Source organism: Chlorobiota bacterium (genome assembly GCA_016700335.1).
Classification (GTDB): domain Bacteria; phylum Bacteroidota; class Ignavibacteria; order OLB7; family OLB7.
The window spans coordinates 1,006,769-1,029,628 of the sequence record CP065014.1 but is presented as its reverse complement, the minus strand read 5'-3'; the positions used below and the strand labels follow the sequence as shown (position 1 = coordinate 1,029,628).

Sequence of the window (22,860 nt, the reverse complement as noted above, 5' to 3'; positions counted from 1 at the left end):
ATTGTTTTAGATCAAGCATTTTTAAATTATTTGAATAACATCAATTTGAATGCATAAAAATATCATGTGCTACTCCACTTATAGATTTCCTTAGATTTACTGTTAATGTATCCAATTGAACTATTTTATAACTGTCAGTAATAGTATTATTATAAATAGTTATTGTATCATTTGAACTATTTAATCTCCATCTTCCATTTTGGGTAGTTCCCGTTGAATCAGAATTAAAAACTGTACAAGTGGAATCTGAATTGAATGTCATACCCAAATGATCTATTGTATATTGATAATTTGTTCTAAATGTTGTTACTTGTTCATCTGCTAAAGAATCTTTTTTACCAGTAGTTAAAAAATTAGCATTAGGCATACTGAAAACTAAACTTCTATATCGAGATGTATCAAAACCTAAAGGCAATCCACTTTTAAAATAATCAGTGTAATGCCATCCTCGAGATAACATTTGGAAAGGTGTGGGTGGTGGAGGTGGACTTGAAAATTGAGAAATATTTTTCTTTTTTTCAATGTCATTTTTTACTACATTTTTTGTTTCTGGCTTATTACACGATGCAATAAAAACTAAAACAAAAAAAAGTACTACTTTTTTAAAAAATGATAATAAATTAACAGTAGTTTGATAGAATTTCATATTAGTTAACATTTCTATATTGTTTCTCAAGTTTCTGAAGATTTTAAGTTTAAAATTTGTATTAATATTTAAGAATTGTTACTAAATATCAATAAAAAAAAGTATTTTTTGATTGCACTTTGAAAGCAGTATTATCCAATTTATATTTTTAATAAGTTACAAATATAAACTTTTATTACAAATTATTACAATAATTAATTTAAAATGTAATTTTAATGTTAAATATAAAAGAAGGTCTTACTATTTTATAGTAAGACCTTCTTTTTTAACACTAATTATATATTCTTATATAATTATTTTACTATCTGTAGTATTTTTTTATCTGTTTTTCCTTCTTGTCTTAACTCGATAAAATACATTCCACTTGATAACTCGCTTACGTTTATTTGTTCACTTAATTCTGAATTTATTCCTACTCCTTCTTCCAGAATCTTCATTAGTTTCGTCTCTCCTCTCATATCTGTTATTACTACTTCTAGCTTGCCACTCCTATCACTTTGGTAATTTAACTTCATACTGCCAGTCGCTGGGTTCGGACTTATTTTTGTTATACTCAATCCTCCTCCTATTAATCGTTTATCTCCTTTCTCACATATTCCATTTAAGTCAAACTTTCCATTGATTAGTTTTGTTATCCTTACTTTTCCTCCTGTATATACTGGGCTACCTACAAATGTTATTGGCGTACTTATTGTGTCTCCTAGTAATACATACATTGGGATATTAAACAACACTTCGCCTGGACCTCCACTTTGCTTATCTAACTTTGTTCCTGTGATTGTATATGGATTCTTTGTTGTTAGTGTCATTATTGCCCATTTTTTGTTATCCTTTACTTCATACGCCAACTGTTGACGTGCTCCTGCATCTGTTGGGGTTAGCAAGTTTGAATTATATCTTACCTTGATTGTTACTTCGCTTACTCCACTCTCCTTTAAGCCTTTGGTATCTCCTGTATATTTTACTATCAAGCTTACTGGTTCTGTTTGTTTCGCTAATCCCTCTATGTTTGATATCTCCATTCCTGCTTCTGCTAACCTGCCTTCACTTGTGCCGCGTACTAATAATTTTACCTCTTGTTCGCAAGGACTAATTACTTTTACTCGGATAACATCACTTTGAGTACCATCTGTACCAGAATATTCTACATTAATCACCAAATCTTCACCTTTCTTTAACAATCCACTACTTGGTGTACTTGATAAAATTTTGAATGGACTTAGTAAACTTGATATATTAGAAATGTTTATATCTGTAGTACCATTATTGGTAACACGAATTACTCCACTAGTTGTGTCACCTATTAGTGTTTTTAATTCAATACTAGAAGACCCAGTTAATGATATTTTATTAATAGTAACTTTAGCAAAGTTACTAGTTGTTCCTCCATTGCCGCAATCTCCTGAAATGAATACATCATAATCACCTGCATCTGTAGAGAAAACAGGAGAGATACTTAATGAACTACCAGTTGCTCCAGAAATATTAATTCCATTTTTTCTCCATTGGTACTTCAATCCTGAGCCACTTGCTTTTACTCCCAATACTAAACCGTCTCCTTCACAATATGTTCCGCCTAATGGATGACTGCTTATTATTGGTATGCTGTTCATTAGCAATGTTCCCTTCGTTACTATGTTCTCTCCACACCCATTGCTTATTATACATTCATATTCTCCTCCATCTGTTCCTGTTGCTTGTGGGATGTTTAATGTATTGCTGTTTGCTCCGTTTATTACTACTCCATTATGTTTCCATACATAGGTTAGTCCTGTTCCTATCGCTGTTACATTGAAACTTATATTATCCCCACTACAGCCTACCTTATCACTTAATCCTATGCTAAGTCTTGCTGATTGGGTTATCGTTACTCTACTACTGCTTGTTGCTGGTGGATTACAATCTCCTATGCCCGTTACTGAATAAGTCCCTCCATCTCTACTATTCGCTCCACTGATATTTATACTGGATCTTGTCTCTCCATTCAACAACAACCCATCTTTCCTCCATTCATATCTCTGGATGTTTGAGCCACTTACATTTAAGCTTATTACTCCTCCTTCGCATATTACCACATCTTTTAATCCTGTGGTTATGTTTGGTGGGGTACTTTGTATGAACTTAACTTTGCTACTTATTGTTTGTCCTCCACAATCTCCTGTTATTACTACATCATACTCTGCTATATCACTTGTTGTGATTCCGTTTATTGTTAATGTTGCTCCTGTTGCTCCTGCTATTGCTGTTCCATTCTTTCTCCATTGATAGCTAACTCCTACGTTTGTACTTACTCCTATGGTTATGCTCTCTCTGCCACCTAAACATACATTCCTTTCAGAAGGCAATGGTTGTGCTGTTATTTGTGGGGATTCTAACACTTCAAGCTTTCCTGTGCTCTTTACTGTCTTTCCTCCACAAACACCTATTACTGTTACCTCATAGGTTCCTGCATCCGATACTTGTGCTGAGCTTATTATTATTATATTACTGTTTGCTCCTATTATTGGAATGCCATTCTTTGTCCAGCTATATGATAAGCCTACTCCTTGGGCTTCTATCATCATTGTTGCTCCACTTCCTGAACATATCTTCTTATCTGTTAAGGCTGTCTTGATAAATGGTGCATCACTGATTTGTAACTGTACATAATTACTGACTTTCCTTGCACAACTATTTGTTACTACACAATTATATATTCCTGCATCTCCTGGGCTTGCATTATTTATATCATATATATATGCGTTTGCTCCTGGTATATCATTTCCATTCTTCTGCCATTGATATGACAATTGATATGCTTGTGATGGATACTGTATGCCACTTGACTGTACTTCAAAATGGGCTTTCTCTCCTACACATACTGTTTGTGGTTTTGGTTGTATACTTAGTTCAACACTTCGTTTTACTGACAATACCATTGGGGCACTTAACACCTTACCACATAAACCACTAACTTCTACTTGATATGTTCCTTCATCTTCTATTAAAGTACTTCCCTTTGACAAGATGCTATCATTTCCTCCAACTACATCAATACCATTACGTTTCCATTGGAATCTTAACCTAGGTTCTGGTGGGAACGGTGTTCCTGTAGCAAATGCTTTAAAGTAGAACGCTTGATTTTCGCATACTGTTGTATCATCAGAAGCATAAATGATTAAAGGTTTGTTATTTACAACTACATCATAAAATGCTTGTTGAATAGGTCCTGGACATTTCCCTGTTACTGATACTCGGTATTTACCTTCGTTTATTTTAATTGCACTAGCAATACTAAATGTTGAAGCATTTGTTCCAACTGTCATCCAAACAGGTGGTACTATATTTGTATTTAACTGTTCCCATAAGTAACTCAAGTTTGTTCCAGATGCTGTAACAGACAAATTAATCGTACTACCTTCACAAACACTTATTGGAGAATCTGTTTTTCCAGTAATTAATGGTGCAACTTCTAGCGTTGCTTTGATCGGTCCTACAGTTATAGGAGGTAAACAATCACCTGTAATTCTTACATAATAATCTCCTGCATCTAATACTTGAGCAGATGGTATTGTTAAAATAGATACTTTAGTTAATGCATCTATTGAAGAAGTCACAGATCCAGCAATAGCATTTGAAGGCGCTGTACCCCCTTTATACCATTGGAATACTATGTTTGTTCCTGTTGCAGTTGCAGATAAAACTAATGGAGTATTAACACAAACTGATGTATCTTTTGTGTTTGATACTAATGTTGGCTTAGATTTTACAGTTACAACTGCTCCTATACTTGTTATTGGAGAAGGTGGACAATCACCTGTAATTACACAGTAATAAGTTCCTGCATTTATAGTTGTAACATTCTGAACTGTATATACATTTGTGTTAGCACCAGATATTAAATTAGTTGATGAAACTCCATCTTTATACCATCTATATTTCAGGTTAGCACCTGTTGCAAGAATTTCTAGCTCCAACAATTGTCCTTCACATAAACTTACAGATGTTGGTTGTTGGGTAATTGCTGGTGGCAAATTAACTCTAACTCTAATTGTTCTACTTCTTACTGAAGCATTTCCACAAACCCCACCTCCTTTAATTACAACATAATAATCGCCCGCATCTGAAATCTGTGCTGCAGATATATTATAAGTTGCGTTTGTTCCAGCTGGTGCAGCAATTGGAATTGCTCCTTTATACCATTGATATGAAATGCTTGTTCCTGATGCCTCAACTGATAAATTAATCGGTGAGTTCAAACAAACAGAAGTATCAACTGGTTCTGTTACAATAACTGGTAATTTATTTACTCTTAATTGAGCTGGACCAACAACTATAGATAGTGGTGTTGGGCAACCTACTGAACTAGATATAACAACATAGAATATAGCACCATCATCTGCTGAAGCTGATGCAGGATTTATTGTATATGTTGGGTTTGTTTCACCAGCAATTTTCTGACCATTAATTGCAGCTGATTGAGCAGCTGTTAATGTAAACAATGTCCTATTATTAGGAGTAGTTGTATTTGTAACAGAATCATATGAAGAATAAACAAATGGAGTTAAAGGACTAGGAGGAACTCCTCTATACCATTGATAAGAAAGTCCAGTTCCAGTTACATTTACTTTAAATATTGCGGGTAGTTGTTCACAAACTGTTTGATTCTGTGGACCTTGTACAATTGTTAAAGGTTGATTTACATTAAACACAGCTTGATCTGTTGTTATACTACCACATCGATTAGTTACAACCATATAGTACTTATCACCATTTGCAGGATTTCCTGGTGGCGGCGTTGGAGGTACCAATGATGGAGGCGGCGTTGTTAATGTTACTGTTCCAGCTGGCACGGATGCTGCTAAAATGTAACCAGGTACTAATGATGTTGCCCCACTTATTGCACCAGTTGTTGTATTAATTGTTCCACTTGCAACAGGAATATTCCCTCCACCATTTATTGGCATTCTGAACCAAGTAACTGACATATCAGTTGTAGAAGGTGGATTAGTTGCTGGATTTGATGTTAAACAAACCAAACCAACTGGATTAATCAACCTAATTTGTGATGAGAATACTGGCAAAGGTATAGGCAATGGTGAAGCAGGCGCGCAAACAGTTTGTTGAACTGGTTGAACAACTATTTCAGGTGCTGTATTAACTTCTAATCTAGTCAACATAACAGCCGGATCAAATGGTGGTGGTGATGCAGGTGGATATTGACAACCATTTGCATTTATTATCACCAACATAAATCTATCATTATTATTCGCTTGTCCACCAGTTAATGTTGTTGGTGGTGTAGTGTAAGTAATATCATAAGGGAACGGTGTTCCTGCTGGAACTGTTCCAGTAAAGTTTGTACCAGCACCAATTATTGCATTAGCTGGATTTATACTTACAGGCAATGCACCTGGAATTACTGGGAACCCTGCTGGATAAGGATTAACAGGCAATGGTTGACATGTTGCATCAGCTGGTATTCTATACCATTGATACCTCATAGGAGTACTACCACTTGTTACTCTCGCTGTAATCGCAGTTCCTTGACCAACACAAGATCTAATAGGTAATGGATTATTTGGATAAGTTAATTGAGGAGCAGCAAATACTTTGATTGTAATTACTGTACTTTGAACTTGACAATATCCATTTCCTACCATTACGTAAAATTGATCCAAATCATTAGTTGATGTTAAACCAGTTAATACCAAATTTGCAGTATTACTACCAGAATAATTACCAGTTGTTCCTGCCCATGATGGAGCTGCAGGATTACCAACTCCAGCAAAAGATCCTGCTGAAGGCACTTGTGGTATTGCTGGTGCTCCTAAGAATAATGGCTTAACACTTGTTGGGAACGGGGAATTAGGACCTGCAATTCTAAACCACTGATATGTTATTGCCGGTGCAGGAATTGGTCCTGGACAAGGTGATAAACTTGGTGGTTGGAATGCAGCAACTGTTAATGTTAAATTCCCTGGAGGAGCACAAGTTGTATCATTCTTTGGTTGAGTTGTTATCTGTGGTTTAGGAACAACATTTAATAATGCTGGTGCACTTTGAACCTCACAGATTTTATGATCATCAAATCCTGGAATTCGTGGATCTGTATTCCAAACTTTCACAAAGTATATATCTCCGTTATTTGCTGTTCCACTAATTACTGATGTTGGGTCAGTAACATAAGTTATCTCATATTGATTGTTAGAAGGTGGTGCAACTGTATAATATCCAGAAGCATTTACTCCACCAGTTACAGGAGAACCAGGATCTGTTGGTAATGCACCACAACGAATTCTATACCATTGGTAATATATTGGTATTGAAACTCTTGGTGCTACAGCTGGATAAGGAATAATTGCTGTAAACCTTGCAACTTCAGTTTCACAAACAGCAGCAGGTGCAGGTTGACCAGAGATAGTTGGGGTTGTAAGAGCATGTAACATTACTTGGTTACTTGTATTTGTACAAACCCAACTTGCAGATAAATTATCTGTTCCAGCATTTAAACTAATTCCTACAACTACAAAGAAAACTGATCCACTATCAGCCACTGGTGCAGCTGCAGGAGGTTGTGAAGTTGATGTTATTGGTGATGGAATTACTCCTGTTGCTGGCACTACAGCTGATGCACCAAATGTTGAAGGAGGACCTCCAGCTGGTGGTATTCTAAACCATTGGTAACGATACGATTCACCTACTCCTAAAACTGGTATTGGTGTTGGAATAACTCCAGCAATTAAATTTGGAACCGCATTTGGGATACAAATTAATTGATCTTTTGGTTGTAATGAGAATGTTAATGGAGTTCTAACATTTACTGTAAATACATTAGTAGCCCCACATGTACCTCCATTACTATAAGTAGCTTGTAAATAATATGTTGATCCATTATCTAAAGCTGTTAAAGGTGGTGTTGTGTATGTGAAATCATAAGGACCACTACTACTCGAAATAACACCTGAGAAATTAGTTCCAACATTCACAGCTGTTCCTGCCCCAACTGGACCTCTATACCATTGGTAATTTATTGGAAGAACAGTATTAGTTGCTCCATTAATTGCCCCACAAACTGGAATTGTAATTCTTCCAACCATTGAAGCTGTACCTCCTACACAAGAATTAATTACTAATGGTGCAATATGTACCGGAGTTGCATTATTTGAAACTTTAATTACTCTCGAATCTATTGTTCCACAGTTTTGAGCTCCTGCTGGACTGTTATAAGAAATTCTTACAAAATATTCATCTGTATAACCAACGCAAGGTGAAGTAACTCCTACTGGAGGTGGAATAGTAATTGGAGATACTCCAACTAAATTTACTGAAGATCCAAATGTTAACCCATTTTTAAACCATTGAATTTGAGGAACTATACTAACTGGTAACAATTGTTGAGTTACATTTACTGTACCTAAAGTACCAAAAGTAGCTGGTACTGCAGGTGCACCTTCACATTGATAAGTGTTTATTGGGGTTGGTTGAGTTACAATTACTGGTTTTTGAACAACTATAATGTTGTATCTTAAAAGTATTGGATCACCACAACTGTTTGCACTTTGTATTAATGCCCAATATATATCTCCATTTCTAGTTACACCTTGATCAGTTGCAGCTGTTGCTCCTGAGGAAGAGTTTGGAGAAATATAAGTATTTGTTGTTGCTCCTGCTATTAAAGTAACTGGAGAAACTGGTACTGGAGGTGTTGGGGCTGCTGCTTGTTTGTACCAAGTAATAACTGCATTTCCTGGTGTATAAGTAAATGATAGATAAGCCGCAACTCCTTCACAAATAACAATGTTACAAGCTGGTAAGGCAACGAATGCATTTCCTACTGCTGGAACTGGTGGCGGCACAACAGCTACTGATGATGTTCCGCAAGCTGTAACTCTTATCACAGGGTTAACTGTAACTGTTACTGTATTACTTGTTACAATAGAACATCCTACTCTTGGATTTGAAGTATTTGCGTATGTTACCCTAACATAATATATGTCTCCATTATTTGTTGGAAATACTCTTGGAACAATCGGTGTTGGTATCGTCCAAGTACCTATTCCAAATGGTGGAATAGATCCTGTTACATTTGCTACTGCTCCTGGTACAGGTGTTGGTGAACCATTAACTGAAACACCGTTTAAGAACCATTCATATTGCATTACCCCACCAATTACATTCTGTCCTTGAACTTGTACCAATCCAAATGTTGCTAATGCATTTGCATCAGCTGCACTTGGTGGTGGTGTATTTGATATAGTGCTTGCTGGTAATGGAGCAATTCCTTCACATATTGTTAAATTTGATGGTTGATCAATCATTATCAACTGTGGAACTACATTCAATGTCATTGAACCTAATACCAATTGTGAACATGGTGCTCCTGCTAATGGTATTGGTACTAAGCCAGGCGTTGGTGTAATAACTAAGAAATATCTATCACCATTTTGTGCTGTTGTTGCTGTTGTTGTTGGTCCATTACCTGTTGTTGTTGCTACTGTTGTATAACTTAAGCCCGTTGCTCCTCCTATCACTTGGCCTGTTGTTGTGATATCTCCTATTACCGACGCTGCTGTTCCTTTATACCATTGATATTGTACACTTCCCAACTTTGCTAACAATGTTGCTGATGGTTGTGGGGTAAATGTTGCTGTGCTTCCCAAACATACCGTTACATCACTTATTGTTGCTGTTTGTCCTGTTAGGTCTGGCACTACTACTACTCTTACTAAATTGCTTGTTGCTATTGTACATCCACTCCTTGGATTTGATGTACTTGAATAGGTTATTCTTACATTATATACATCTCCATTATTTGTTGGAAATACTCTTGGAACAATCGGTGTTGGTATTGTCCATGTACCTATTCCAAATGGTGGAATTGATCCTGTTACATTTGCTACTGCTCCTGGTACATTTACTGGTGCTCCTATTGATACTCCATTTCTAATCCACTCATACTGCATCTCATTTCCTATTACATTCTGTCCTTGAACTTGTACCAATCCAAATGTTGCTAATGCATTTGCATCAGCTGCACTTGGTGGTGGTGTATTTGATATAGTGCTTGCTGGTAATGGAGCAATTCCTTCACATATTGTTAAATTTGATGGTTGATCAATCATTATCAACTGTGGAACTACATTCAATGTCATTGAACCTAATACCAATTGTGAACATGGTGCTCCTGCTAATGGTATTGGTACTAAGCCAGGCGTTGGTGTAATAACTAAGAAATATCTATCACCATTTTGTGCTGTTGTTGCTGTTGTTGTTGGTCCATTACCTGTTGTTGTTGCTACTGTTGTATAACTTAAGCCCGTTGCTCCTCCTATCACTTGGCCTGTTGTTGTGATATCTCCTATTACCGATGCTGCTGTTCCTTTATACCATTGATATTGTACACTTCCCAACTTTGCTAACAATGTTGCTGATGGTTGTGGGGTAAATGTTGCTGTGCTTCCCAAACATACCGTTACATCACTTATTGTTGCTGTTTGTCCTGTTAGGTCTGGCACTACTACTACTCTTACTAAATTGCTTGTTGCTATTGTACATCCACTCCTTGGATTTGATGTACTTGAATAGGTTATTCTTACATTATATACATCTCCATTATTTGTTGGAAATACTCTTGGAACAATCGGTGTTGGTATCGTCCAAGTACCTATTCCAAATGGTGGAATTGATCCTGTTACATTCGCTACTGCTCCTGGTACATTTACTGGGGCTCCTATTGATACTCCATTTCTAATCCACTCATACTGCATCTCATTCCCTATTACATTCTGTCCTTGAACTTGTACCAATCCAAATGTTGCTAATGCATTTGCATCCACCAAACTCGGTTGTGGTGCTACATTTGTTATTGTGCTTGCTGGTAATACTGCTCCTTCACATGTTGTTAAATTTGATGGTTGATCATTCATTATCAACTGTGGAACTACATTCAATGTCATTGAACCTAATACCAATTGTGAACATGGTGCTCCTGCTAATGGTATTGGTACTAAGCCAGGCGTTGGTGTAATAACTAAGAAATATCTATCACCATTTTGTGCTGTTGTTGCTGTTGTTGTTGGTCCATTACCTGTTGTTGTTGCTACTGTTGTATAACTTAAGCCCGTTGCTCCTCCTATCACTTGGCCTGTTGTTGTGATATCTCCTATTAACGATGCTGCTGTTCCTTTATACCATTGATATTGTACACTTCCCAACTTTGCTAACAATGTTGCTGATGGTTGTGGGGTAAATGTTGCTGTACTTCCCAAACATACCGTTACATCACTTATTGTTGCTGTTTGTCCTGTTAGGTCTGGTACTACTACTACTCTTACGGAGTTACTAATAACCGATCCACAAACAGAAGCTTGAGTATTACCTGCTGGTGGAGTATTATAATATACTCTTACATAATATAAATCTCCATTATTATTTAAAAAAGATCTAGGAACTATTGGTGTTGGAACTTGCCAATTAGCTAACCCTGGTGCAAATGCACCTGGCAATGAATTAACACCTAAACTGATACCGTTTCTAAACCATTCATAACTCAATGGATTTACCAAACTATTCATTCCTGTAACTGTTACCAATCCAAATGTAGCAGTAGCATTTACATCAACTACTCCAGGTGGAGGTGCGTTTAATGGTGCACTAGCAGGAAGATTAGCCCCTTCACATACTGTTAAGTTAGAAGGTTGATCTATTATAACTGGAGTTGGAACTACAGTTAATAATACTGGACCTAACTGTAAAGGACCGCCACATCCATCTGCACTTCTAATCTCAACTCCATACCAATCACTGTTAACAGCATTTGCTACAGAACTTGCTCCTTGGGTTGTTGCTGGTGAAGTATAAGTTGAAGAAACTGCACCAGATAATTCATTTGCATTAACAAACAATGCTGCTAAAGCTGGTGCTGCAGCTGAATTTATTTTATACCACTGGAATGTAAATGAACTATTCATATTCACTCCAATAGGTAAATTTGGTGTACCTTGACTTGTTAAACTAGATCCAAAAGTTACTGGTTGACCTAGACAAACTGTTTGTGAAGTAGGAGAATTAGATACAATTCCTGTTAATGTAGGTTTTACAGTTAAATTTGCTATGTTGCTACAAACTGGTGAGTTACAAGTTCCACCTCCACCATTTGTAATTCTATAACATACTTGATACTGATCACCATTATTTCCAGCCAATGTTGGAGTTAATGTAGCTCCTTGAACTGCAACATCCGCAGCAGCTAAAGTTAAAGTATTAGGTACGCCAGAAGCTGTACCTAAGCCTGTTTGGCCTGTAATTGCAATTCCATTTCTGTACCAATCTGCTACTACTATTGGTCCAGCTGGATAATTTACTGTTGATGTAAATGTAGTACCAACACCTGCACAAACCATTACATTTACTGGTTGAGCAACAATAGTTAACTGTGATGTTGTTGGCTGAACTGTTATGGTAAATGTTTTTACTATTGGACCTCCACAACCTGCAATAGTTACGGTATAAACATATGGCGAACCTACAGATGTTAAAGATGGTGTTGTATATGCTGAACTTGTTAAAGTGTTATTCACAGATCCAACTGGGGCACCTGTCCAAGTATAACTTGTAGATGTACCAGTTGTTAACACAACTCCAAAAGAGACAGATTGATTATTACAAATAGTTATTGCTGTATTTGCTGCAACAGGACTAACTACTATATTTGGTCCTACTATAACTGTAGCAATATTACTTAAAACTGTTCCACAATTTGTTGTTACTCTTAATTGATAATCATAAGATCCAGCAGCAGCTGGAGTTGTTGGGACTGGTACTGTAAATGGTGTTGCTCCAACGTTAGTAGGACCAACATCAACTGCGCCATCCCTTAACCATGTATAAGTTGAACCAGCAGCTGCAGGTAAGGTCAAACCAACTGGATCAACAGAAATAACTGCAGTAATATCAGTTAATGCATCTCCCAAACAAATATTCATATTTGTTGGTTGAGTAGTTAATATCGGCTTAGCATTTACAGTTAAAGCTCCAGTTGTTGATGTTACACTTGCACATGTATTTGATACATCTATTGTATATGTTGCTCCATTGTCTCCTGCTGATGCTGTAAATGGCATCCCAAGTGTTATTGGGAATGTTCCTGTTGTTATTGTTTGGGTTCCTATTGATGTTGCTCCTCTCTTGAATTCTACTGTTAATGGGAATGAACATCCTACCCCTGTTATCTCAGCACTTAAATACATTGAAGTTCCAACACACACTGGGCTTGCTGGACTAAAAGTAGCTGCTCCCATTGTTGGTGGCGATACTACTGTTGTTACAAATGTATTACTAACATATGTTCCACATGCATTTGTTACCAATAACTGCCATGTTCCGCCTGATTGTGAACATGCTGATGCTGCTCCATTCAATGGCCATGCAACTGTTGCTGTCGCTCCTGTTGCTATTGCTATTGGTGCCCCATTTGGTGCTCCATTCAAATACCATTGACCTGTGCCTCCTCCTACATTTAATCCTGTTATTGATGGTGTTATTGTCGCATTAACATTAGACCATGCTGTTGGTGAACAAATTTGAGTTGGTCCTGTTAACTCAATTACAGGTGGTGCTATTACACTTAATGCTCCAGTTGTTGATGTTACACTTGCACATGTATTTGATACATCTATTGTATATGTTGCTCCATTGTCTCCTGCTGATGCTGTAAATGGCATCCCAACTGTTATTGGGAATGTTCCTGTTGTTATTGTTTGGGTTCCTATTGATGTTCCACCTCTTTTAAATTCTACTGTTAATGGGAATGAACATCCTACTCCTGTTATATCTGCACTTAAATAGATTGGTGTTCCAACACATACTGGGCTTGCTGGATTAAAAGTTGCTACCCCCATTGTTGGTGGTGCTACAACTTTTAATGTAAATTCAGAACTAACCGATGTACCACATGGATTAGTTACTAATAATTTCCAAACTTGTCCTGATTGAGAACAATTTGCAGCTGTTCCACTAAGAGGCCAAAGATAATTAGCATTCGGTGGAACTGCAGGAACTGAAAAAAGAACTCCATCTACATACCAAGCTCCAAAAGAATCACCAACTAAAACACCAGATGCAGCAATCGAACTTGAAATTGTTGGTAAAACTGATGGCCAATTTGTTCCAGAGCAAATTGGAGCTGGTCCAGAAAGAAGAATTACTGGTGAAGCTACAATGACTAGTGCACCAGTTGTTGATGTTACACTTGCACATGTATTTGATACATCTATTGTATATGTTGCTCCATTGTCTCCTGCTGATGCTGTAAATGGCATCCCAACTGTTATTGGGAATGTTCCTGTTGTTATTGTTTGGGTTCCTATTGATGTTGCTCCTCTCTTGAATTCTACAGTTAATGGGAATGAACATCCAACACCCGTTATAGGTACACTCAGATATATCGGAGTACCATTACATACTGGGCTATTTGGTGAGAATGTTGCTACACCAATTGTTGGTGGTGATACTACTGTTGTTTCGAATGTATTACTAACATATGTTCCACATGCATTTGTTACCAATAACTGCCATGTTCCACCTGATTGTGAACATGCTGATGCAACTCCATTTAAAGGCCATGCTACTGTTGCTGTTGCTCCTGTTGCTATTGCTATTGGTGCTCCATTTGGTGCTCCATTCAAATACCATTGACCTGTGCCTCCTCCTATATTTAATCCTGTTACTGAAGGTGTTATTGCTGCAATTACATTGGACCATACTGTTGGTGAACATATCTGAGCCGGTCCTGTTAACTCTATTACTGGTGGAGCTACAATAGATAATGCAGCACTTACAGCACTTGTTACTGTTCCACATGAATTTGTAACTCTAATTTGAAAAGTTTGTCCATTATCAGCTACAGAAGTATTGTAACTATAACTAACATTTATTGATGGTATTGTTCCTGAAGTTATAGTTTGAGAATTTATAACTGTGCCTCCTCTTAAGAATTGTACAGTTGCCGGTAATGTACACGCATCTGTTCCAGTTATTGATCCACTTATTGTAAATGGATCTCCTTTACAAACTGTTGTAGAGGAAATTGTAACCCCACTAACAGTTGGTGGTGATTTAATTACTGTTGTAAATGCATTACTTGCAACACTACCACAACTATTTTGTACTAATACCTGCCAAGCAGCTCCATCATCTGCACAATCTTTTGCTAATGTATTTTTTGGCCATGGCAAATAAACATCAATGTTTGCACCAAATGTTGCTGCTGCAATTGCACCAGTTGAAAATGGTATGCCATTTCTATACCAAGTAAAACTTATATCTCCTAAAATTCCTTGTGTTGTATTTGGTGTTACTCTTGCATATACTCCTGTTGCAGGTCCTGCAGTTGCTAATGCTGTGAATACATTTGATAACGCTCCGGGCCAATTTGCAGGACCATTCAAACAACTTGCTGGCGGACCAGTAAGTTCAACTGTTGGTGGCTCAACAAAACAAGGTCCTGTTGCTGGGAAAGGTCCATCAACTGAGGTTAATACTCCTTGAACCGCTGTTGCTCTATATACACAGCCAGGAAGCCTAGGCCAAGAAATTGGAATTGTCTGTGAATATGAAAATGGTAATGTTGTTCCTGCTGGAATTATTATTGAAGTTCCAAAAGCTGTAAATGGACCTCCACCACAACTTCTTTCAAAATATATTGTTGTTGCAAATGGAGTTATAATAGTTGGAGGAGCTGGTGCTCCAAATGTTCCATCCATTGTTATTGTATTTCCACAGCCACATGTTGGCGGATCTTTAAATTTAATTGGACCAAAACAAGAAGCTTGAAAATTTCTGTTTCCTGAAGTTGCTAAAATTGTTGCATCATTTGGACTACATCTTAACTCTGCGGTATATACATGGTTGGGGCTTCCCACTCCGAAGGGTCCATTATCAACATAAGATGAATAAGCACCTGTTGTGCTAACATTCTGACTTTGAACTGGCACACCATCTTTTAAAATTACAACGGTTCCCCCTAAACCATCATTACAACCAAATCCTGTTACACTTCCACTTAATGTGATTGGTCCATCACAAATATCTGTGGGAGTTATTGTTAAATTTATTCCTGCGGCTAAAGCACCACCATTTGTTCCAGTAAATGGTAAAGAACTACCCCAAACACATTGTATTTCACCAGTACTACAACTACCGATATTACCTCCATTAAGACTCGCCACCATATTAAAGCTACAATTATCAGCAAAATCAGATTTCGGAATACCATTTAAATTTGGTACTGCACCCAAGTTACTGAATGTTACACCTGGACCATTATAGAATTTAGCATTTGGATTATTAATTTGATTAACTAAAGCTCCAGTAGTTTGATTTTGGCAACTTGCTGAGGTAACTGAAGCAGTTAAAAATGCAGGACCACCACCAGAGGTAGTATTACTAAAAACAGCTCCAGTAACTGAAATTGTAGTACCCATATCGACAATAGTTGGAGCTACTGATAAACAACAATGTGAAGCAAAACTTTTTTCAGAAAAAATTAATAAACAAGTTAGAAGAACAAAAATAAACTTGGATGTAATAAAATTTCTCATAGTGATGGAATTTATATTGATATTAATTAATTAACTATTTTAATTTTATAGATTTAATTGCTTCTTGCAAATATTCATCTATATCTGTTTCTGTTTGAAAATTTGAGAAAATTGTTATAATAAAAAGCTTGTCAATTGAATTCTCCTTCATTATAAAAAATTGTTTTTTTGATAATGATAAATCATCATATTCTAACTTCTCATCAAATCTATAACAATGAACATTCCGAATATCAATTTTTTTTGGTTGAACATTATTATGATTTACAATATTTATTTTAACTAATGAATCTATAGAAATCTTACTTTTATTATCTAAAATAGAAATAGTTATTCTATAGTACCCTCTATTCTTACTTGAAATTTTACCAGTAATTCTATTTGTGTCATTTACTTTAGTTGAATCATAAATACTAAAAGAAGTTTCATCTGGAGTATAATTCATAACAAATTCATTCGAGATATTCATAGAAAAAGCTTTATTAGTAAGTAGTTTGTTGAAATTAAAACCATATTTATTTTTCAAACCTTTATTAACTAAACTAGAATCTTTTTTTTCTAATGAATTGTTTGTTTTTAAAACTAATTTACTAACTTCAGTCTCCTTTTTATTATTACAACTTATTATAAAAAATAATAAAATATATGTAAGAATAAATATTGAATTTGTTGTATTTAATTTATTTTTAAACAAAAATTTTTTTATTATTTTTCAAAATAAATTACCGTTTGTAATAATTAATTACAAATTGCCTGATATATAACCTTTAAATATACAAATAATAAATTTCACAAGAAAACAGAATATAAATTTAATGGAGTCAATAAATTTTTTTAAAGTTCTAAAATCAGCATTCGAACAGTATCCTGCAATTTATCTCAAAAGTACATTTACATTATCATTTTCGAATACAGCATTATGGGCACTTATTGCTGGAATCACTTTTTTAATAACTGAAACAATCTTACCAAAAAGATTTGATTATGATGTACTTAAAAGAAAAGGTTTTTGGTTAGATTTATTTTATCATTTATTCAATCATCATATTGTTCAATTGCTTGGCCTGTTTGCAATTTGCTATGCTGTAGATTATAAATTTAAAGACTTTATCAAATGGGTGGGCTTTGAAATCAAACCAAGATTAATAATATCTGAGTTTAATTTTTGGTGGCAATTTTTAATTCTATTTATTATTCAAGATTTTTTAGAATATGTAACTCATGTAATTATGCATAAAATACCATTTATGTGGGAGATTCATAGAATTCATCATGCACAAAAAGAGATGGGATTTGCATCAACTCATCATTTTCATTGGGTTGAATTTTTCTTTTTTAAAATTGCATTTTATCTTCCATTTGGGTTGTTAGGTTATTCATTCCAAGATTATTTTGTAATTCAATATATAATTAACATTTTCAATAGTTTTTTTACACACAGTAATATCAAATGTAAATTTGGTTTTGTAAATTATATTATCAATACTCCTGAAACTCATCATTGGCATCATGCGTATAACATCAAGAAAAAATATGGAGTTAATTTTGCCTCAATATTAAACTGCTGGGATTATTTATTTGGTACAATTTACTTACCAATTGACATTGAACCAATTCTGGGTGATGAGAAAAAAAGCAAAGTACCTGCAACCTTTATAGGTCAATTTTTTTATCCATTCAAACAGATTTATAAAATTGCAAAGAGAGATCCAAAAAAGTTATTTAGAGATTAATTAACTAAATTTAAAATTTAAAATTATAAATAATCCATTGAATCTTTATTTAAAAAATATTAAATTTAAATAATTGGTTATTTACTTTTAAGAAATATGTACCTATGTTTAATTTGTTTATATTTATTTTATAGTAATTTTGATTTAATAAATTACAATCAATTGAATTAATATTTTCAATCAAACAACCTGATAAATCATAAATCTTAATATCTAAATTTACAATATATTTTGAAATAAAATTTTTCAAATACAAAAAATTATTTTCACATTTTTTAATAACATTAGGATACAAACTAAGCCCAGTTAAGTTTAGGTTTTCAATAACAGAATTATAATATTTTGTTGTATCCTTAAATGCCCATACACCACCAGAACTATTCCCTATAAGCAATAAAGAATATTTACCATATCTTTTTAAAGCAGGGGTTGGGGTTTGAGGTAAATTGGTTAATTCAGTAAATTTTGGATTTTCATAAAAATTATTATGACCATCATTTATCAAAAATTTCAAACTCCCATATTTTATAAATGTATTGCTATCAACAACATTATATCCTAATAAAATATCCTTGTAACCATCATTATTAATATCACCAACAGATAAAGAATAATCAGTTCCAACTTTTATTGAATCAAGATTAATTGTAGTTTTAGATTTAATTAACTTCATATTCAAATTATTGCCAACATTCTCATAGTATAATATTTCACCTTTGGCAGTACCAATAAGCAAATCAAAATCAGAATCATTATCTAAATCAAAAAATAAAGGAGAAGCTCTTTCATTCAAAAAAATATTTTCAAAATTAGATGAATCAGCTCTTTTGTATCTGCCTTCAGAATAAACCCAAAGGTACATTAATCCGAAGATATCACCACACAAGATTTCTGAAACATTATCATTATTTATGTCAGCAATAGATGCCATTAAATTGTATTGAGGGTTAGTTGGGCCAAACCTATCACCTTCTAAAAAGGATAAATTAGTTTGATTTTTTTGTTCAGCAAAATATCTAAAATCAGTACTACCAAATCCTATAAATCCGTTCTTATATTTATCATTTATAAATGCCAAAGAAGAAGAAAATCCAAAATCAAGTTCAGTATTTAACAGAACATTTCTTTGTCTAAAATTAGGAGATGTAATTGTACCTTTATTTTCAAAAAAATAAATAGTGTTATACACTTCATTTGCATTTAAAGAACAAGCAATCAAATCAATATCTTTATCACCATCAAAGTCTTTGAGTAAAGTTGTGTTAAAGCCTCTACTACTAAATTTATCACCATAATCACCAAATGCTGTGTCTGGTTTATTTGTATTGAAAATTGGTTTTAATTTAGTGCCAATGTTTTTAAAAACTAACAATCCGTTCAAAAAATAATCACCAAAAAATAACTCCAAATCTCCATCTGAATCAATATCACCAAATGAAATTGAACTAGCTCCATGCAAAGACTCTAGTTTTAAATTATCTTTTTGTTTATTGCTTTGAGTAACTGATATACCACCAAATTTATCTGTGATATATTTAAATTTATAGTTTGAATTTGATCCTACATTTTCATAATAAACAATTGAGCCTTCAATAGTTCCAAAAAATAAATCAAGATCATTATCAGAATCGATATCAGCAAAAATTGGAATAGTGGTTGGAGTAATATAAATTGATTCACCGTTAATTGACTTTACAACATCACTTTTTTTATAGATAAAATTAGAGTTATTAATTTGAAGAGTTAAATTATTACTTGCATCCATTGAAAACAAATCGTAATCTGAATCATTGTCAATATCAACTAACCTAATAAACCTGTTAGGGTTTGAATTTATAAATTTGACTTCATTTGAAGGAGCAAAATTGAAATTATTATTGTTTTTGTAAAATTTAATTTGATTATCAAAACTCATTAAAATTAAGTCGGTTAGCCCATCGTTTGTTAAATCTTGAGATTCAATTACAGGTGAATTGTATCCTCCATTAAAAGGGTATTTATAAGAGTCACCATTTAATAAATCAATTTTAATTTCATCATTTAAAACTCTAATGAATGGATTTTTGTTTTGTGAATATATTGTTAAGTTAACAACAATTTGAATGATCAAAATACTTTTGAAAATTTTCATACATAAATTAAAATAATTTCATAAAATTAAAAAATAAAAAAGCGGATTCAACTGATTAATATCACATAAAGTGCATTAGATCCTTTGTAAAATCCGCTTTGAACTTAAGCATCAGTGCTCCCTGCGGGACTCGAACCCGCGACCCACTGATTAAGAGTCAGTTGCTCTACCAACTGAGCCAAGGAAGCGTTGCAAAAATGCAACACTTCGTTGATATAACAAAATTTAATTTTTATGAAAATCTGCTAATATAAATTTTCATTGTGAAAATAATCAATTCCAGATTTAAAATTTAATTAACCAATTTAACTACTAAATATTTTTTTCATTATTGATATTTACAAATTTTTCTATCTCTAATTTTAATCTTTCAATTTCAATAAGTGCTTTCGGTAATTGCCTTAAAGCTGCTTCTTCTTTTAAAGCAGTTATATATTCCCTAGCTGGAGAACCATAATACTTCCCTTTGTGTGTTATATCTTTACTGACCCCAGATCTTCCTAAAATTGTAACATTATCAACCGTTTTAATATGACCAACAATTCCAACTTGACCAGCCAATATATTATTTTTTCCAAGAACTGCACTTCCTGCAATTGCAGATTGACCTGCAATAACAGTGTTTTCATTAATCCTAACATTGTGAGCAATTTGAACTAAGTTGTCAATTTTTACACCTTTACAAATTCTTGTTTCACCAATAGTTCCTCTGTCAATAGTTGTGTTAGCACCAATCTCAACGTTATCTTCAATTACAACATTTCCAATATGTGGAATTTTTATCCATTCACCATTTTCAGAAGGAACATAACCAAATCCATCAGAACCAATAACTGAGCCAGCATGAATTATGCAATTATCCCCAATGATTGTATTATCATATAATACTACGTTAGGATGTAATACAGTATTTTCACCAACAATACAATTATTACCAATATAAACATTAGATCCTATAACAGTATTTGAATTTATTTTTGATGATTTTTCAATACAAGCAGTATGATGAATACCAAAATTCATTCTATCATTTTCTTCATTGAATTTATTAAGTATCTTTAAAAAAGACATATAAGGGTCTTCAGTAATTAAATAACAAATATCATCTCTGTTTAATTTGAATTCCTTTGAAACAATTAAGGCTGATGCGTTTGTGGTCTCTTCATATTTTTCATATAATGGGTTTGCAATAAATGATATTTCCCCTTCAATTGCAAATTCAATTTTGTTTATATATGAAATATTTAAATTCGGGTCTCCTACTAATTCGGCATTTAGTAATTGAGATATTTCTGAAGTTAACATAAGTAAAAATTACAATAATGTTTAAGTAATTGTTTCAATAAAAAAACCTTCACTTAAATTAGATAAGTGAAGGTGAATTAATAAAAATTAATTTATTAACTAGTCAAATTATGAATTAATTTAACAATAAAAGTATATATTTATTTATTTGGTTTTACAACTTCTTTAGCTGGAGCATCAGGTTTGATTCCATTCAATAAATCATTTGGATCAAACTTAGGTACTTGATTTTGTTGAGGATTTTCATCTCGCCCTTTTCCTCTAGCATTCATTACATCTTTTTGACTATCTTTTTGATTTGAATTTAAACTATCTTTAGAAATATCAACACCTAATCTTTTAAGAACTAAAACAGAAATATCATTATTAGGATTAGAGTATAGCATTGGTAAAGTTCTATTACTTTTATCAAAAATAAAATCCATTTTCTGAGATTTAGCTTCATCTTCAATTGCCTTTGATATTTTATCTAAAACAGGATTCATAATTTCTAATTGCTTCTTTTCATACTCACCATTTTCACCAAACTTTCCTAATCGAAAAGAAGATAATTTTGATATTAATTCTGACAATTTTGAATCTGCATCTTTTCGTTCTTGTGAGCTCCAAAGCAACCTATTATTAAAGATAGAATCTTTTTGAATTCTTATAGATTTTTCTTGATTTTCAATATCATTAAGCCAATTAATTTGAAATTCTGATAATTTCCCTAAAGCTGTTTTAGCTTCTGGAAATTTATCCATAAGTGCAGCAGATGATACATATCCAAGTTTTTGAGCACTTGCAATCGGCATTATACTCAAGGTTAATAATACTATTAAAATTGAGAAATAAACTGAATTAAATAATTTACTTTTCACTTTTTTTAATTATATCTAAAATCTTAAAAGTTATATCTGATTTTTTATCGTAAAATGCAGTCATAGATGTTTCAAAAACAGCAGATAATTTATCTGATTTTGAAACTTGTTCAATTGCACTTTTCACTTTTTCCATTATAGGCCTTACCATCTCAGCTTGAGAACGAGCTAATTCACCACTATTACCAAATTTTTCTTCGTTATATTTCAATACTCTTTCTCTAATTCCACCAAGCCTTTCTTCTTCTTTAGATTTAGCTTCAGCATTCATTAAAGCTGCTTGTTTTTGATATGCTTCAACACCTTGTTGAAACTCTGTTTGCATAATTTTCAATGTATCTTCATATGATTTTTTTACACCCATCAATTTGGTTTCAATTTTCTTGAAATCTCCTAATGTAGTTTTAATAACCTCAATATCTACAAAGCCAATTTTTTGAGCTTTGGCAATTGAAGCAGTTAGAATAAATAACGAAATAATAAATAAATTCTTAATAAAAATTCTCATTTTTAAAATGTTAATATGAAAGTATGATTTAAGTTTTACAGAAAAAATTTTGATTTATATCAATTAATTTCTAAATAATAATTCTGATAATTTTAA

At 33.6% G+C, this 22,860-nt stretch carries 8 protein-coding genes and 1 tRNA gene; 1 reads left to right on the top strand and 8 read right to left on the bottom strand.

Features of this window, described 5'->3' with window-relative positions; translation table 11 throughout:
- Window positions 1-40 precede the first annotated feature (40 nt).
- The 3 genes from IPP08_04210 to IPP08_04200 form a co-directional block, all read right to left on the bottom strand.
- Entirely contained in the window at window positions 41-676 is a 636-nt protein-coding gene (locus IPP08_04210; GenBank protein QQS67375.1) for a hypothetical protein, read from the bottom strand.
- A 263-nt stretch (window positions 677-939) separates the two neighbouring features.
- Window positions 940-16,227: an immunoglobulin domain-containing protein gene (locus IPP08_04205; GenBank protein QQS67374.1), complete on the bottom strand. Its 15,288-nt coding sequence runs from the start codon at window positions 16,225-16,227 to the stop codon at window positions 940-942.
- 34 nt (window positions 16,228-16,261) lie between these two features.
- Window positions 16,262-16,921, bottom strand: coding sequence for a hypothetical protein (locus IPP08_04200; GenBank protein QQS67373.1), 660 nt, complete (start codon window positions 16,919-16,921; stop codon window positions 16,262-16,264).
- A 121-nt stretch (window positions 16,922-17,042) separates the two neighbouring features.
- Here IPP08_04200 and IPP08_04195 point away from each other — a divergent pair, with 121 nt between their 5' ends.
- The gene (locus IPP08_04195; protein ID QQS67372.1) at window positions 17,043-17,960 is read left to right on the top strand and encodes a sterol desaturase family protein; all 918 of its coding nucleotides are present in this window, start codon (window positions 17,043-17,045) and stop codon (window positions 17,958-17,960) included.
- 49 nt (window positions 17,961-18,009) lie between these two features.
- Here IPP08_04195 and IPP08_04190 read toward each other — a convergent pair whose 3' ends face one another.
- From IPP08_04190 to IPP08_04170, 5 genes are all read right to left on the bottom strand, one after another.
- Window positions 18,010-20,091: a VCBS repeat-containing protein gene (locus IPP08_04190; protein ID QQS67371.1), complete on the bottom strand. Its 2,082-nt coding sequence runs from the start codon at window positions 20,089-20,091 to the stop codon at window positions 18,010-18,012.
- Window positions 20,092-20,206: 115 nt separating this feature from the next.
- Window positions 20,207-20,279, bottom strand: a tRNA-Lys gene (locus IPP08_04185).
- Between the two features lie 124 nt (window positions 20,280-20,403).
- Window positions 20,404-21,396, bottom strand: coding sequence for a UDP-3-O-(3-hydroxymyristoyl)glucosamine N-acyltransferase (gene lpxD / locus IPP08_04180; protein ID QQS67370.1), 993 nt, complete (start codon window positions 21,394-21,396; stop codon window positions 20,404-20,406).
- Between the two features lie 140 nt (window positions 21,397-21,536).
- The gene (locus tag IPP08_04175; GenBank protein QQS67369.1) at window positions 21,537-22,190 is read right to left on the bottom strand and encodes an OmpH family outer membrane protein; all 654 of its coding nucleotides are present in this window, start codon (window positions 22,188-22,190) and stop codon (window positions 21,537-21,539) included.
- Between the two features lie 55 nt (window positions 22,191-22,245).
- Window positions 22,246-22,764, bottom strand: coding sequence for an OmpH family outer membrane protein (locus tag IPP08_04170; GenBank protein QQS67368.1), 519 nt, complete (start codon window positions 22,762-22,764; stop codon window positions 22,246-22,248).
- Window positions 22,765-22,860 lie beyond the last annotated feature (96 nt).

Bases quoted from the DNA above. Each gene is read 5' to 3' on its own strand.
- lpxD (QQS67370.1), bottom strand. From the start codon at position 21,396: ATGTTAACTTCAGAAATATCTCAATTACTAAATGCCGAATTAGTAGGA.
- IPP08_04170 (QQS67368.1), bottom strand. From the start codon at position 22,764: ATGAGAATTTTTATTAAGAATTTATTTATTATTTCGTTATTTATTCTA.
- IPP08_04190 (QQS67371.1), bottom strand. From the start codon at position 20,091: ATGAAAATTTTCAAAAGTATTTTGATCATTCAAATTGTTGTTAACTTA.
- IPP08_04205 (QQS67374.1), bottom strand. From the start codon at position 16,227: ATGAGAAATTTTATTACATCCAAGTTTATTTTTGTTCTTCTAACTTGT.
- IPP08_04175 (QQS67369.1), bottom strand. From the start codon at position 22,190: ATGCCGATTGCAAGTGCTCAAAAACTTGGATATGTATCATCTGCTGCA.
- IPP08_04195 (QQS67372.1), top strand. From the start codon at position 17,043: ATGGAGTCAATAAATTTTTTTAAAGTTCTAAAATCAGCATTCGAACAG.